Raw genomic sequence first — 13,609 nt, forward strand, 5'->3', positions numbered from 1 at the left:
TAAGTAGTACAAGGCACATAATCTGATCAATATGTTTCAGGTGAATTAAACATGATAAATATGAAAAGCATTAAAATTAATCTTTCGATAATAGCTGTTATAGCCGTTTTGCTTTCCTCTTGTGCGGGCACTGGAGGTGGAATGAACAAAACTACAAAAGGTGGCGTAATTGGTGCCGGTTCTGGTGCCGTAGTAGGTGGTGTGGTAGGCAGAATAGCTGGTAACACTGCTGCAGGTGCCATTATAGGTGCTGCTGTTGGTGGTACTACTGGTGCTCTTATCGGTAGAAGAATGGACAAGCAGGCAGAAGAGCTTCGTCGTGACCTGGAAGGCGCTAATGTAGAACGTGTAGGCGAGGGTATTAAAATTACGTTTGACTCAGGTATCTTATACGCAGTGAATTCTGCAGAACTACAAGCTAGCGCTAAAACAGAACTTACGCAGTTAGCTGAAACGCTGAAGAAGTACCCAGACACTAACATACTAATTGAAGGACACACAGATAATACTGGTAACCGTTCTATCAACCAACCTTTGTCTGAGCGTCGTGCACAGTCAGTGTCCAGCTACCTTTCTGGTATGGGCGTAGATCGTGGCCGTATGACTACAACAGGTTATGCTGATGACCAACCAATTGCTGATAACAGCACGGAAGCTGGCCGCAGACAAAACCGCCGTGTAGAGATTGCCATCTTTGCAAACGAGAAAATGAAGAAGGCCGCCGAGCGCGGAGATTTATAAGAATATTAAGTAGTAGATTGATTGGATAATTGGTGATTTTACCAGCTGCGCGGGGGCGCAGCTGGTTTTTTTTATGCCCTTTTGTGTAGCTGCTACTGCCGCAGCAAAAGTAACCTATCTATACTTGGCCAGCACGTTATTCTTAGCCTAGCAAGAATTCATGTATGAAACAGAGACTGCTGTAATAGGCTTTATAAATATACCTGCACTCATAATAGTCCCTTGTGGCAACAGCAATAAGGTATATCAAAAGAGTTGTACTGAGCTTTACGTTCGCTTGCTAAGTACAAAGGCTATAGACATGGTAATTAAGGCGCCAACAAATGCAAGGCCTAAATCCTTTTGAGCATCCCACATGTCGCCTTGCATTCCTAAAAAGACTTTGCCCTTTTGTTTACCGCCATACACCCAATCCGCAACTACCCATTCTGCTAGTTCATAGAGCGCGCTTGTTGATAATATAATCTCTATAGGTAACAGATAGCTGTATAAGCGCCTTACCCGAAGGCCATTAGCCAGCACTTCGTGTATAGGGTAGGCAAGCAGGAAACCATAACCGAAATGCACTATACGATCGTAGTGGTTGCGCTGCAAACCATATTCCTGCTTTAGCCAATCTCCAAATGGATTGTTGGCATACTGAAACTGGCTGCCATATACATGCAGTAGCAAAAACAGGAATATGAGTGTGTAGCTTATGTTTGAGAACCGGAATATGTTGTAAAATGCTATCAGGAAAATTATAACGGACAGTGTTAGTATATTCTCTGCTAACCAGTTGGCACGGTCGGGAGTTGTAAGGCCGGTGTAAATCCAAAAGCCAAGGAAAAGGGCACTGTAAGCAAGGTGCAGCGGCTGTTTGAGGTATGTTTGCTTGTCTTCAGGTTTGGTAGTCATGGGTATAGCTTAGTGCTCGGGCGGTATATATGGTGTTACCGCAGGTAAAACTCCGAGTGTATACGGATGGTTTTGGAAAACAGAACTTTCTTTAACTCCGAAACAAGCCAGTAGGCTATAGTTTTAAGTATGTGCAATAGCATCAGTAAAAAGGACAAAGCTTTTGCTACTAAACTGCTGCGTTAAGAAGTGCTACAGTAGGCAACTGAAATGGTAGTGGCTATGCTAAAATTAGCTTGGAGCTTGTTTAAATTTTGTTTTGCAAGGGTAAAGCTGCTAAATGTTCTGACAAAGCGGTTTTAGAGCTTCATAGCAGCGCTATGGGGCGAGAAAAGCGTGACGCCAGGTTCCTTTACAGGCTTTTGCAGCGCAAAGTATAAATTTTAAACATGCTCTTAAGCCAAAAAGCTTTGCTGAAAGGCTACAAGTCTGATAGGGTTATCAAGTGGGGCTTGAGTAGGATCACAATGGTAGCCAAACATATCAACTCCATTCATGTATGGCAACAGCTTTTTGTAATACGTATGGCCTGTATTCTCAGGATTGAAGGTAATATCGTGAAAAACGCAGGTTTTCTTTTCAGGCATACGATCCAACTTATCGAATAATACTTCCGGTTTAGCCAAGTCCCCTGAATAGGCAATGCGGGTTGTGTCGCTATCAAAAATATAGGCGTAACTCTGGAATCCTTCTGAGTGCATGCCAAAGGTATCAACACAGCTTATGTTCTCGAACTGCTCCAGCGGTACAAATTCGGCGTATTTATCTGGCTCTTTTAACTGTATCTCCAGAAAGCGAAACAGCTGTTGCTTAAACTGCTCAGATGGGTAAAGTATAAGGGGGCGTTCAGCTTTCTCAATAATGTTTTTGTAAAGCAATAAGTTAGCCAGGCTGCCGCAGTGGTCGTTGTGCAGGTGAGTTAGTATGATATGGTTAACTTCCTTTGTCAGGTCCTTTTTCACCAGCTCCTGAAACACGGTAAAGCCGCAATCAATCAGAAGATTAATTCCCCCGAACTCCAGTATAGCTGCTGAATTGAGATAATCGGTGTCAAAGGCACCGCCTGTACCTAGAAACTTTATTTGCATAAGCATGAAAGGCCCTTAAAGAGCATAAGAAGCATAATCATGAAGTATAGCGTTGAAACAATAAAATAGTTGTCTAAATTTAATATTGCTTATTGATTTCTTAATGTTAGAGGCCAGCTGCTTATTAACTAAGCTTCTTTTGAGGCAGGTATAAGGTGTTTTAACAGAAATAAAGCGTGTTCGTAAAGTATAATCTCTAACAGATATACTAATGGAAGCACACGCACTACCCGCAGAAGAGAAGACGTTACTAACGCATAAGTTGCTGAACCAGTCTTACAAGTGGTTAACCCTCGACAGCCGCCGCACTCCAATGCATGAACTTATCTCTACCATGCTTTCGCACCGCACCAACCATGCCGATGAAGTGAAGGCATACAATACCATGTTGGAGCGTTTTGTTGATTGGGAAGGCGTTATACAGGCAGATGAAGCGGAGCTGGCAGATGCTATTCAAACCACACGATACCCTGGCCAGAAAGCACCGCAGATACAGCAAACGCTGCGGCGGATAAAAGAGGAACAGGGCCAGGTAAGTATAGATTTTCTGAAGGATATGCCGGTGGAGGAGGCTATGCACTGGCTTACCAGCTTACCGGGTGTAGGCTTAAAAACTGCTACTTTGCTGCTGCTCTTTAACTTTAAGAAACCGGTTTTACCTGTCGATACGCATGTGTTCCGGGTAAGCCAGCGGGTAGGATTGATAGGGGCTAAGGTAACAGCAAATAAAGCCCATGCTATACTTTTGGGTATGCTGCCTAAAGATGCCGTAGAACTATTTAACTTTCATAAGCACCTGTTCTGGCACGGGCAGCGCATCTGTACCTTTTACAGTCCTAAATGCCAAGACTGCGTGCTCAGCGGCATCTGCAATTATTTTAAAGACGTACGGGAAAAAGGGATTGACAAAGCAGCCTAATATAAATTACTGCTAAACATACCACACCTCATCAGGCGACAGCAGAACCGAGAGCATATCTCCTGCTTTTACCTCACTGCGCCCTGCCGTTACCATAAGAGTACCTTCCGGAAACATAATTTCTATCTGGTAATAACTGCCATGGAAAGATACCTTTTGCACCCTTCCTGCATTAGGTTTGATTTTAGTAGCAGCAGCTATCTTTAGGCTCTCCGGCCGGATCAAAGCTTGTTTGCCCTCTGCTGCCTTTACAGGCGCACCTGTAAGCTTTGCGGCCAATGCTGTACTTATCAAGTTATACTTGCCAAACAGTGCCGCTGCATATTCATTAACGGGCTGCCTGTATATCTGCTCTGGTGCACCCTGCTGCAACAAGCTTCCATCTTTTATCACTAGTATAGCATCAGCCCAAGGCAGGGAGTCCAGTGGGTCGTGTGATACCATGATGCAGGTGATCTGTAGCTTCTCCCCAATATCCTGGATAACCGATTTTAGAATGTTTTTATGTACAGGGTCCAGGTTCGAGAAGGGTTCATCAAGCAGGAACAATTTGGGCGAGGTAGATAGCAGCCTTGCCACGGCCACCCGCTGTTTTTCGCCACCAGAAAGTTGGTCTGTTCTGCGCTTTAGCAAATGGCTGATGCGGCATACCTCGTGCAGCGTTTCAGCTTCGTCTGCATCAAGTGTATTAGCATATTTTAGCACCTGCTCTACCCGCAAAGATTTTGGAAGCTCAAAATGCTGCGACAGGTAAGCAATGCCAGCGTGACCCGGCACCAGCTTTTCTGCCGGACCTTCTACCAATTCACCCTCAAAAAAGACATGGCCTGTGTCAGGTTGGGCGAGGCCTGCTATCACTTTTAGCAGCGTACTTTTACCGGAGCCTGTTTCTCCTGCAATAGCTATATTTTGAAACTCCTGCTGCTTAAAGCTAATGTTGTGCAACACTACACCTCTTTCAGTTTCTATACTTATGCCAGAAACATCTAAAAAACTAGAACCTGTGGGTGCTATGATGGCTGGTGCTGGCTTGGGCTGGCCAGAGGAGCAGGAAGAGTTACGCATATACATTTACTTTCCCGCAAAGGTACATAAGGCTTTACAGAATAATAGCAGGAATAGCTGAGATAGTAGCGCTTGCTTTAAAGTATGGCAGGGGATGAATTTGTATCAGAAGTAATCGGAGAGTTACAGCTTACTTACTCTCAAGTGGTAGCGCCTGTTTAGAGTTAGGTTTGCTGCCAAAGCAGGAAACTCAACAAATGTAAGAAAAGCGATGCCGATGCAGCATATATGTGCCGTTTCTTCAGAAGTTATGCCTCAAGTTTTAGCAGAACGTATACAATAGCAACTAGTAGTACTATAACTGTAAATGTATACTTCCGCTGCTGGTGCTTTCTTATATAGCCGTCCTTCTTCATGTCCCAGTCGCAAAGCATTTCAATAAGTACATAATGCAGATTGAATACAAAATCAATCCAATCGTAGCTTTCATTTGCCTTTCTTTTATTTGCGACCATGACTTTCTTTTGCTTATAACGCTTCAGGGTTGCAAACTTCTTACGCTGGTATTCTGGGGAGATACTCCTGGCTAAGAGTTCATCCTTTGCCTGCTCAACAGCCAAGGGGTTCCAATTATCCGGGAAGCTAGCTATTTCAATTAGCTCGTCGGTTTCTCGTTCTGCTATTGGAGGCTTAAAATCCATACTTGTGATTTCTGAGAATGATCTTTATGTAAGCGGAGTGAGAGTTTGTCAGGCGGCACTTTAACCCTCCTGCCGTAAAATCAGAAGCTAAATTTAGCAGTAGCTTAACTTTATTTCAGCCTCGCTCACTTCCAGCTTAGCAGCACGGCCACATACCAACGCCAGGTTAAGCGGCTCATGCCCTACCGGAAAACCATAGCACACGGGGTAGTTATACTTGCCGGTGTGCTCCAGTATTATCTCGTAAGCTGTCTTGCCAAATGGAATGGCATTGTCGTTCATGTCACTCATGTCGCCGATAACAAGCCCTGCCAGGTTAGCAAGTTTACCGCTCCGGTCGAGGTGCACCATCATGCGGTCGATGTGGTAGAGGTACTCATCCAGGTCCTCCAAAAACAGAATTTTGCCTTCAGTGCTGATATCAGAGCGGGTGCCGGTAAGCGTGTGCAGCATAGAGAGGTTGCCACCAACTAAAAGCCCGCTGCCAGTGCCAGTGCGGTTAAATGGATGTGCTGCTGCTCTATAAACCAACTCTTCCCCAAACAAAGCCCGGCGCAGCGTTTCAATTGATTCGGATGTGCCCTCTTTATGAAATAACACTGGCATGATGGCATGTATACTTGGCAGCCCTAAAGTATGGATTTGGCTGTGCAGTGCTGTAACATCGCTAAAGCCTACCAGCCATTTTGGGCACTTTTTAAAACTGGTAAAGTCTACCTGATCGATAATACGGGTGGTGCCGTAGCCGCCACGGGCACATACTATCGCTTTTATACTTTCATCATCCAGCATCTGCTGCAGGTCTTGCAGGCGCAGGGCATCGTTGCCGGCAAACTGGTTATAGCTGGCACCTATAGTTTGCCCCAGCACTACTTTCAGTCCCCAATTTTCAAACGCCTGGATAGCTACTGCTATTTCTGGTTCGGTTATTTTACGCGCAGTGGACAGAATGGCGATTTTATCGCCGGGGCAAAGTGCTGGGATCATATTTATACTTGTTATAAGCTATGGGCTAAGATATAGCTTTTGAGCTAGACTTGCGAACATGCCTTTTTTTAGCCAATTTCGGACATATTTTAAAGAAACCTGAGTCACAGGATCATATAAAGGAACTGAAGTAGAAGCAGCTCATAGCTGCGTCCGGATTGGATTTATACTTTCCCCTTGCTTGATAGCTTGTCTCACATTGCCCGAATTAACTCAACCTATAGCCTTTTATGACAGAAGTACACAAAAAGAAGTCCGGCATAGACAAGTTTTTGTCGGTGGTGGAGCGCATCGGAAATGCCCTGCCACACCCTGCCACTTTATTTGCCGGTTTTGCCTTGCTGGTGGTCATCCTGTCCTGGATAGCCAGTCAGTTTGATATGGCCGTAACGCACCCGGGCACTGGCGAAACCATTACGCCTTTCAACCTACTCTCCACCGAAGGGCTGCACATGATCCTGACCCGGATGGTTACCAACTTCACCGGTTTTGCGCCTTTGGGTACTGTGCTGGTATCGTTGCTGGGTATCGGTATAGCCGAAGGTACAGGTTTGATAGGAGCCGTTTTGCGCCTGGTGGTACTGTCGTCGCCGAAGCGCCTGCTTACATTTGTTATCGTTTTTGCGGGTGTTATCTCTAATACGGCCTCTGAGGTTGGTTATGTGCTGCTGGTGCCGTTGGCAGCAGTTATTTTTCTGGCAGCAGGCCGCCACCCATTGGCTGGTCTGGCAGCAGCTTTTGCCGGTGTATCGGGTGGGTATAGCGCCAACCTGCTCCTGGGTACTGTAGATCCGCTGTTGGCGGGTTTATCTACAGAGGCAGCCAGAATTATTGATCCGGCTTATGCGGTTAATCCGGCAGCCAACTACTATTTTATGGTTGTATCTACTTTTCTGATTGCAGGCTTAGGCACCTGGGTCACTGAAAAAGTAGTAATACCTAGGTTAGGAGAGTATGAGGGCGAAGAAAAACCTCAAAGTATAGACCGCCTGAACCCACAGGAAAAACGTGGTATACTATACGCAACCATTGCCATTCTGCTGATGGTTGCCTTTATACTGGGCGGCCTTATCCCGGAAAACGGTTACCTCCGCGATCCTGAGACAAACGAAATCCTGCACTCGCCCTTTATGTCAGGCATTGTGGCTTTTATCTTTTTGCTGGCTGGTATAGCGGGTATAGCTTATGGTATCGGGGCCAAAACCATTAAAAACGACAGCGATGTAATGCGCGGCATGGCCAAATCGATGGAAACGCTGGGCTCTTATATTGTACTGGTATTTTTTGCAGCTCAGTTTGTGGCTTACTTTAACTGGACCAACCTCGGGCTTATACTTGCCATCAACGGGGCTGATGTGCTAAAAACAATGGGGTTGAGTGATATCCCGCTGATGATTACCTTTATACTTGTAGCTGCGATGCTAAACTTAGTGATGGGTTCTGCTTCAGCCAAGTGGGCCATCATGGCACCCGTGTTTATACCTATGTTTATGCTGCTGGGCTATACACCGGAGTTTACGCAGGTAGCCTATCGTATAGGTGATAGCGTGACAAATATTATTTCCCCTATGATGTCTTACTTTGCCTTGATTGTAGCCTTTATCCAGCGCTACGACAAAAATGCAGGTATCGGTACGGTTATCTCTACAATGCTGCCGTACACGTTTGTCTTCCTGATCGGCTGGATTATACTGCTCGTGATCTGGATTCTGCTAGGTCTGCCAATTGGGCCGGGTGCAGAGATGTATATGCCATAAAGTTACCAATTGATCTAAGAACCTGATTCAACTTTATACTTTGCAAGCGAAGTTGAATCAGGCTAAAACAGAAAGGCCGCAGGTACTTTACCTGCGGCCTTTCTGTTTTAGAACACTGAGCATACATGGAGCAAATGTATTGCTCATGCCCGGATGAAGGAAAGTGAATTTACTTTATCAGCTTAAAGCCCAGGCTGGCAATAAACTGTTCGTTCCTAATTTTCCCTCCGCTTTGCTGATTTGTGTTGGTATACTTGCGGTTGATATTTTCATAGCGGAAATCAAGCGTCAGGTTACCTATATCTACATATCTACACCCACACCAGCCTGGTAGCCCCAGTCGGAGTTGGCAAAACGATCCTTGATATTGCTGCCTTCCTGCTTCGCCGTAATAAGGGTAGAGGCAACAGGGCCTGCCTGCACTCGTGCCACCTTGAAAAAATTGTAGCCTATCAGCAGCGGCACATCCATGCGGTTAAAGCGAAACTTCTCTACATACACATTGGTGCTGTTGGCATTATCGGTAACCTCTACTTTACCTCCTGAGGAAGCAAGTATAAACTCGGGCTGCAATACTACATTCAATATATTTAGGCGGGCAAAAGCACCTACATGGTAACCTGTTAAGTTGTCGGCCTCAGTATACTGAAGCGGATCGTTCCGCAACTCTTTCAAAGACACGTTAGAGGAACTAAGCCCTCCTTTAACTCCTGCCTGAAATATTTGTGCCTGTGCTGCCATATTGATAATCAGCACAGTTGCTAAAGTAAAAAGAACCTTCTTCATAGTTTTCTCAAAAGTTGAATGGGGTGCTGCTGTAAGCTGCTAACGTCAAATCCGTGATAGCTTATACGTTAGTACATAAAAAAAAGAAGCCGCACTTAAGGCACGGCTTCTTTTCTATCTTCTATTCGGTAGTAGTAATATCAGGGATAATTATTTACATCTCACCTTAAACAAAATATCCCTTAGAGTAGATGACGCAAATGTAGCCACAAAAATAATACCGGAAAGTTAAATTCTGCGGAATGTGTATTTTCGGGCCTTATAAGTCATTTTATATAGACGAACAGGCTTTTTCTTGCTTCTGATTTTCAGTAACACAGCACCTGCGGTTTTTGGTAGAATAAGAAGGTGAGCGGGAACAAAAGTAGTACTGCTAAAGTATGGCAGTGGCTTCTATTTCTACCAGAAGTTCGGGATTTATGAGTGCCTGCACCTGCACCATTGTAGAAGCTGGTTTTATGGCACCAAACACTTCTCCGTGCGCACGGCCTACTTCTTGCCACTGGTTAATGTCTGTTACATAGATGCGTGTGCGTACTACGTGATGTAGGGCAGCACCGGCTTGCACTAGTGCCTGCTCTATCTTCTGAAGTATAAACAGGGTCTGCTCATAGGGGTTTGCCTTGCCTATAACCTCTCCGCTACTGTTGGTGGCGGTGGTGCCGGCTACTTCTACTATGTTACCAACGCGTACTGCACGGCTGTAGCCAACAATGTCTTCCCAAACTACACCTGAAGAAATATTTTTTCTTTCCATAGTTGATGCTTTAGTTTCGTATACTTCCTTAGTCCAATAATGGGAAAAACATTTCATTTATTTCCCATTCATAATTCATAATTTTGAATTCATCATTTCTGTACCATGCGCCTCAGAACCAAACCTGTACTTTGTAATTACTACGTTACTTATCGCTGTAATGCAAAGTGCTCGTTCTGCGATATTTGGGAGCGGCCTTCGCCTTACATCACCCTGCAGGATGTAGAACAGAACCTGCGCGACCTGAAGCGACTGGGGGTGGAGGTGATAGACTTTACAGGCGGCGAGCCGCTGTTGCACCGGCAGATAGACCAGATGCTGGGTATGGCCCACGACATGGGTTTTATCACCACGCTTACCACCAATGGTATGCTGTACCCCAAACTGGCAGAGCGGCTGAAAGGAAAAGTAGATATGCTGCACTTTTCACTCGACTCCCCAAACCGGGAGGAGCACGACACAGGACGTGGGGTAGCTTGTTTCGATTTTGTGATGGAGTCGATAAAAGTGGCGCGGGAGCTGGGGGAGCGGCCCGATATACTGTTCACCGTTTTTCGGCACAACCTGCATCAGTTAGAGGAGCTATATCAAAACATCATACTTCCGAATAAACTGGTGCTTATACTTAATCCGGCCTTTGAGTACAACGATGTGGCCACTGGCGAGCAACTGACAGAAGAGGAGCTAACCTTCCTAAGCGACTTTGGAAAGCGCAAGCAAGTATACCTGAACGAAGGTTTCGTGCAGCTGCGCCGTGACGGAGGTAACCGGATAGAAAAGCCCGTTTGCAAAGCCGCCAGCACCACCTTGGTTATATCGCCCGAAAATGAGCTGGTTTTACCCTGCTACCACCTTGGAACCAAAAGTTTTCCTATACAGGGTAAGTTGCACGAGCTATACCTAAGCCAGGAGGTAGAGGAGTTAAAGCGGCTTGAAGGCAGGCTGCCAGCTTGTGAAGGCTGCACGATAAACTGCTATATGCAGCCCAGCTTTGCCGTAGAGCTAAACAAGTATTTCTGGAAGTCTCTGCCCAGCACTATCAAGTATAACTACCTGAAAGGTACCTGGAAAAGAATGCTCCCATTTAACAACTAGCTTTGTTTTTGACCCATCAGCTTTTAATCAATCATTCAAAACTCAGTCATTCAAAATTAGAAATATGCCAGTTATACTTCCGGTAAAAGGTGTGGCGCCACAGTTAGGCGAGTCCTGTTGGATTGCCGAAAACGCTACGATTGTAGGTGATGTAACCATGGGCCGCGATTGCTCTGTGTGGTTCAATGCTGTGATTCGCGGAGATGTGAACAGCATCCGCATTGGTGATAAAACCAACATACAGGATGGAGCCGTGATCCATTGTACTTACGAGAAAGCTGCCACCACTATCGGCAGCAATGTGTCTATTGGGCACAATGCCATTGTGCATGGCTGCACCGTGCAGGATAATGTGCTGATAGGAATGGGCTCTATTGTAATGGATAATGCGGTGGTGCAGAAGAATTGCATTGTAGCAGCTGGAGCTATCGTGCTGGAGAACACAATCTGCGAGTCAGGATGGATTTATGCCGGTATTCCTGCTAAAAAGGTAAAGCAGCTGAGCGAAGAACAGGTGGCAGGGCTGGAGAAAGTAGCCAACAACTACAAGATGTACAGCGGTTGGTTTACTGAGGAAAAATAAAGTCTATGGCAGCTGCTGCGTAACCTGCCTATGCAGCAGCTGTAGCTTTTCTTCTGGCAGTTCCTGCTGTAGCTTCTCAAAAAACACACGCTCTTCCTGCCGGATGTGCTGCTCCAGTAGCTGGCCTATTTCATGCAACCTGTCTGGCAGGTCATTTTCTTCTGCCTGTGGTAGTGCAAGTATAAGTTGCTGTAACAGATGATGCGCTGCCTGGAGTGCCGCTGCCTGCTGCTTTAGTTCTTCTGAAGTATGGGCTGCAAGTATAAAAACGGTCTGCTCTTCCAGCTCAAAGTGCGCCAGCAGGTGCTCTTTGAGGTAGTTAATTATATAAACCCGTTTTGCAGCAGGTGTGGTGGGCATGCCTTTGTAAGGTGGTGCGCCGTGTTGCAGCAGCCTCGCTGTCAGCAGACCACCGTGATGCTGTCTGGATATCGGAACAAGGCTCGGGTGTCGCTTCATGGTTAGCTGATCTCTTCGCGGGCTTCTTCGCGTACGGTTAGCAACACCCACTCCACACGACGGTCTGATTTCTCCAGCACGCGCACATCGTAATTGCCAAAAGTAGCCACTTCGTTCAGGTTCTCAGGTATCTGTCCGTACAGTACGTTCATCAAGCCGCCCACCGTTTCGTAATCTTCTCCTTCCGGTAAAGCGTAGGGCAGAAAATCGTTGGCATCCGGCACAGAGGCAGAGCCATTCACCTTATATTCAAAGTCGCTGATGCGCTCTACCAGCGGCGCCTCTTCGTCATACTCATCTTGAATCTCTCCCACTAGCTCTTCAATAATATCCTCTATAGTTACGATGCCCGACACCCCGCCAAATTCATCGGTAGCCACTGCCAAATGCAGGTGGCGGCGCTGGAACTGCTTAAGCAGGAGGTTGATTTTCTTCGTTTCAGGAACAAAGTAAGCCGGGCGCATCAGTTTGTCGATCACAATAGGCTCACCCAGGCGCATTATGCTGAGGATATCCTTTACATACAGGATACCCACAATATTGTCGATGTTGCCGTCGTATACAGGCAGGCGCGAGTATCCTTCATTGAATATAGTCTCCATCAGTTCCTGCTCCGATATGTGGACATCGATAGCCGTTACTTTGGTACGTGGCACCAGTATCTGCTTTACCATACGCTCATTAAACTGAAACACATTTTCCATCAGTTCGTGATGTTCGTCCTGTATAGCGCCGCCTTCTACGCTTTGCTCAAAAAGCAGGCGAAGCTCATCAGCGCTGTGCACCTCGGCACCATGCATGGCCTGGATACCAAAGCCACGCAGCACCAGGTTAGCAAGGCCATTTAGCATCCATATAAACGGGCTGAACAAGATGTAAAAGAAACGCAGCGGAAAAGCAGTGGCCAGTGTGGTAGCCTCAGAGCGCTGTATGGCAAGTGATTTAGGAGCCAGTTCGCCAAACACAATGTGCAACACTGTAATGATGGCAAAAGATATAGGCAAGGCAATGCGATGTGCTAATTCATCTCCGCCAACAAAGCCAAAGAACTCCATTATGTTGATCACGATCTGTGAAACTACGCTTTCGCCTATCCAACCCAAGCCCAACGAGGCAAGTGTTATTCCAAGTTGTGTAGCCGAGAGGTAAGCATCCAGGTGGGTGAGCATGTTATGCGCCAGCTTTGCCATTGCGTTGCCTGTCTGCGCCTTCAGCTCAATCTGCGAAGCGCGTACTTTTACGATGGCAAACTCTGCCGCCACAAAAAAACCGTTTAGCAGAACGAGGAATATTGTCAGGAGTACGTCTAGGATCATAGTTTATTTTTCGAGCTGCGTGTATCAGCCAAGCTGTAAAATTAACTAAAATACGTACGCAAGCTACACATGTATATGTTATCCATATTATATACTTTGTAAACAGAGTCTGTCTGCCTGATTAGGGCCTCAAACAAAAAAAGGTACTACATGAGTACCTTTTAAAGTGATATGGTTAATACCTATAAGGATAGTTGCGTAGCGGCAGCTGACGGTACCTCAAATAGCTCTCGAGCGTTATCTTCCGACAACTTTGCCAAAAAGATACTTTTAGCCTCTGCCTCGGATATGATATTATACGTGATTGTATCGGTTTCTAGAAAAGGATTGCAGAAAGAGTAAATGTACTCATCATCAAAGGTCCTGTAAATAATATGAAAATTATGCTTCTCATCCCGCATCAATTTGATGGCTCTAAACACATGATCAATGCTTCTGCCGCACTCGGTACGTAGCGTTTGTTCTGGTTGAATGTTTAAGCTCTTTTTCATATCTAATTATCATATTAATACTTTTAT

Annotated in this window: 15 protein-coding genes; 5 read left to right on the forward strand and 10 right to left on the reverse strand. The window is 45.8% G+C overall.

Annotated features, from left to right (window positions below; genetic code table 11):
• Positions 1-60 precede the first annotated feature (60 nt).
• Positions 61-741 carry an OmpA family protein gene (locus tag ACFQ2O_RS14400; protein WP_377528851.1) on the forward strand — a complete coding sequence of 227 codons (681 nt, stop codon included), beginning with the start codon at positions 61-63 and terminating at the stop codon, positions 739-741.
• A 267-nt stretch (positions 742-1,008) separates the two neighbouring features.
• On the opposite strand, the gene ACFQ2O_RS14405 is transcribed toward ACFQ2O_RS14400, so the two are convergent.
• Together ACFQ2O_RS14405 and ACFQ2O_RS14410 are read right to left on the reverse strand one after the other, a co-directional pair.
• The gene (locus ACFQ2O_RS14405; RefSeq protein ID WP_377528855.1) at positions 1,009-1,638 is read right to left on the reverse strand and encodes a DUF2238 domain-containing protein; all 630 of its coding nucleotides are present in this window, start codon (positions 1,636-1,638) and stop codon (positions 1,009-1,011) included.
• 395 nt (positions 1,639-2,033) lie between these two features.
• Complete coding sequence (locus tag ACFQ2O_RS14410; protein WP_377528858.1) at positions 2,034-2,726, reverse strand: MBL fold metallo-hydrolase; 693 nt, start codon at positions 2,724-2,726, stop codon at positions 2,034-2,036.
• Between the two features lie 211 nt (positions 2,727-2,937).
• Between ACFQ2O_RS14410 and ACFQ2O_RS14415 the strand changes: the two genes are divergently transcribed.
• Positions 2,938-3,645 (forward strand): endonuclease III domain-containing protein, encoded by a 708-nt coding sequence (locus ACFQ2O_RS14415; protein WP_377528860.1) that lies wholly within the window; start codon positions 2,938-2,940, stop codon positions 3,643-3,645.
• Between the two features lie 12 nt (positions 3,646-3,657).
• Here ACFQ2O_RS14415 and ACFQ2O_RS14420 read toward each other — a convergent pair whose 3' ends face one another.
• From ACFQ2O_RS14420 to ACFQ2O_RS14430, 3 genes are all read right to left on the reverse strand, one after another.
• Entirely contained in the window at positions 3,658-4,710 is a 1,053-nt protein-coding gene (locus tag ACFQ2O_RS14420) for an ABC transporter ATP-binding protein (protein WP_377528864.1), read from the reverse strand.
• 248 nt (positions 4,711-4,958) lie between these two features.
• Positions 4,959-5,351 (reverse strand): hypothetical protein, encoded by a 393-nt coding sequence (locus ACFQ2O_RS14425; protein ID WP_377528868.1) that lies wholly within the window; start codon positions 5,349-5,351, stop codon positions 4,959-4,961.
• A gap of 93 nt (positions 5,352-5,444) precedes the next feature.
• Positions 5,445-6,338: a S66 peptidase family protein gene (locus tag ACFQ2O_RS14430; RefSeq protein WP_377528870.1), complete on the reverse strand. Its 894-nt coding sequence runs from the start codon at positions 6,336-6,338 to the stop codon at positions 5,445-5,447.
• 230 nt (positions 6,339-6,568) lie between these two features.
• On the opposite strand from ACFQ2O_RS14430, the gene ACFQ2O_RS14435 reads away from it, so the two are divergent.
• On the forward strand, positions 6,569-8,095 hold the full coding sequence (locus tag ACFQ2O_RS14435; RefSeq protein ID WP_377528874.1) for an AbgT family transporter: 1,527 nt from the start codon (positions 6,569-6,571) through the stop codon (positions 8,093-8,095).
• A 303-nt stretch (positions 8,096-8,398) separates the two neighbouring features.
• Here the strand turns inward: ACFQ2O_RS14435 and ACFQ2O_RS14440 are convergent, their stop codons facing one another.
• Both ACFQ2O_RS14440 and ACFQ2O_RS14445 read right to left on the reverse strand, forming a co-directional pair.
• Positions 8,399-8,881: a porin family protein gene (locus ACFQ2O_RS14440; protein ID WP_377528877.1), complete on the reverse strand. Its 483-nt coding sequence runs from the start codon at positions 8,879-8,881 to the stop codon at positions 8,399-8,401.
• 373 nt (positions 8,882-9,254) lie between these two features.
• Entirely contained in the window at positions 9,255-9,638 is a 384-nt protein-coding gene (locus tag ACFQ2O_RS14445; RefSeq protein WP_377528880.1) for a RidA family protein, read from the reverse strand.
• A 105-nt stretch (positions 9,639-9,743) separates the two neighbouring features.
• Between ACFQ2O_RS14445 and ACFQ2O_RS14450 the strand changes: the two genes are divergently transcribed.
• Positions 9,744-10,733 carry a radical SAM protein gene (locus ACFQ2O_RS14450; RefSeq protein WP_377528883.1) on the forward strand — a complete coding sequence of 330 codons (990 nt, stop codon included), beginning with the start codon at positions 9,744-9,746 and terminating at the stop codon, positions 10,731-10,733.
• 64 nt (positions 10,734-10,797) lie between these two features.
• Positions 10,798-11,316, forward strand: coding sequence for a gamma carbonic anhydrase family protein (locus ACFQ2O_RS14455; protein ID WP_377528886.1), 519 nt, complete (start codon positions 10,798-10,800; stop codon positions 11,314-11,316).
• Positions 11,317-11,319: 3 nt separating this feature from the next.
• On the opposite strand, the gene ACFQ2O_RS14460 is transcribed toward ACFQ2O_RS14455, so the two are convergent.
• From ACFQ2O_RS14460 to ACFQ2O_RS14470, 3 genes are all read right to left on the reverse strand, one after another.
• On the reverse strand, positions 11,320-11,775 hold the full coding sequence (locus ACFQ2O_RS14460; RefSeq protein WP_377528889.1) for a hemerythrin domain-containing protein: 456 nt from the start codon (positions 11,773-11,775) through the stop codon (positions 11,320-11,322).
• Positions 11,776-11,777: 2 nt separating this feature from the next.
• Positions 11,778-13,091 (reverse strand): hemolysin family protein, encoded by a 1,314-nt coding sequence (locus ACFQ2O_RS14465; RefSeq protein ID WP_377528892.1) that lies wholly within the window; start codon positions 13,089-13,091, stop codon positions 11,778-11,780.
• A 182-nt stretch (positions 13,092-13,273) separates the two neighbouring features.
• The gene (locus ACFQ2O_RS14470) at positions 13,274-13,582 is read right to left on the reverse strand and encodes a hypothetical protein (RefSeq protein WP_377528896.1); all 309 of its coding nucleotides are present in this window, start codon (positions 13,580-13,582) and stop codon (positions 13,274-13,276) included.
• Positions 13,583-13,609 lie beyond the last annotated feature (27 nt).

Origin of the sequence: Pontibacter rugosus (assembly GCF_042678745.1) — a bacterium.
GTDB lineage: Bacteria > Bacteroidota > Bacteroidia > Cytophagales > Hymenobacteraceae > Pontibacter > Pontibacter rugosus.